Raw genomic sequence first — 1,248 nt, 5'->3', positions numbered from 1 at the left:
TCAGGGGCATAAAGATCCCCACGGACTGCAAGCTCTTCGGCACGGTCTGCACACCGGAAAATCCCATGGGTTCCTGCATGGTGTCTTCGGAAGGCGCCTGCTCTGCCTACTGGAGCTACGGACGCTTCCGCCAGCACCAAGGCGCCGGGGAAACGGCCGCATGAAGAAGGGAACCGTGGACATGACCCACGGCAGCGGTGGCCGCGCCATGGCACAGCTGGTCGAGGATCTGTTCGTGCGCCATTTCGACAACGACCTGTTGCGCCAGGCAAACGACCAGGCGGCGTTCGGGGTGACTGCAGGCCGCATGGTGATGAGCACGGACGGTCATGTCATCTCGCCCCTGTTCTTTCCCGGTGCCGATATCGGCGCCCTGTCGGTTCACGGCACCATCAACGACGTGGCCATGTCCGGCGCCAGCGCCAGGCCGCTTTACCTTTCAGCCGGTTTCATCCTGGAAGAGGGCTTTCCACTGGCAGATCTCGAGCGCATCGTAGCCAGTATGGCGCAGGCGGCGCTCACGGCGGGTGTACCGGTGGTCACCGGTGACACCAAGGTGGTGGAGAAGGGCAAGGGCGACGGTGTTTTCATCACCACCACGGGGATCGGCAGCGTTCCCGAGGGGGTGAATATCTCCGGCGATCTCGCCCGTCCCGGTGATGCCATCCTGATCAACGGCACCATTGGCGATCATGGCGTGGCCATCATGTCCAGCCGCGAGAATCTCGAATTCGAAACCAGCATAGAGTCGGATTCCGCCGCGCTGCACACCCTGGTTGCCGACATGGTGGCGGCCGTGCCGGACATTCACTACCTGCGCGATCCCACCCGTGGCGGCCTGGCCACCACCCTGAACGAACTGGCGCGGCAGTCCGCTGTGGGCATGCGCCTGCAGGAAGACGCCATACCCGTGAACCCGGCGGTGAACGATGCCTGCGAACTGCTGGGACTCGATCCCCTCTACGTGGCCAACGAAGGCAAGCTGGTGTGCATCTGCCCGGCGGACCGGGCGCAGCAACTGCTGGCCGTCATGCGCTCCCATCCCCTGGGTGCAGACAGCGCCATCATCGGTCGCTGCCAGCCATGGAGAGCGAAGCGAAGGCTGGTAGACCCCAGTAGCCGCGAGACCGCACTGTTTTCCCGGCGTGCCTTGCGCCAGAGGGAAAACAAAGTAGGCCTCCGAACGCGGCGTCCAGTCATATGGGAGCCAAGTACGGAGCAGCAACGAGCTTGCGAAGTTGTTGCGCA

1 protein-coding gene and 1 pseudogene are annotated in these 1,248 nt (G+C 63.7%); both read left to right on the top strand.

Annotated elements, in window-relative coordinates:
- Positions 1-164: pseudogene (locus tag ACOCD2_RS12760) on the top strand (hydrogenase formation protein HypD); the annotation flags it as partial.
- Positions 161-1,248 (top strand): hydrogenase expression/formation protein HypE (hypE, locus tag ACOCD2_RS12755; RefSeq protein ID WP_293672752.1); only part of this gene is annotated, 1,088 nt, incomplete at its 3' end. The pseudogene ACOCD2_RS12760 and the gene hypE, both read left to right, overlap by 4 nt.

The organism is Thiolapillus sp., assembly GCF_048562965.1.
GTDB lineage: Bacteria > Pseudomonadota > Gammaproteobacteria > Chromatiales > Chromatiaceae > Thiolapillus > Thiolapillus brandeum_A.
Note: the sequence above shows the minus strand (reverse complement) of the source record. Positions and strands in the feature narration are given on the sequence as shown.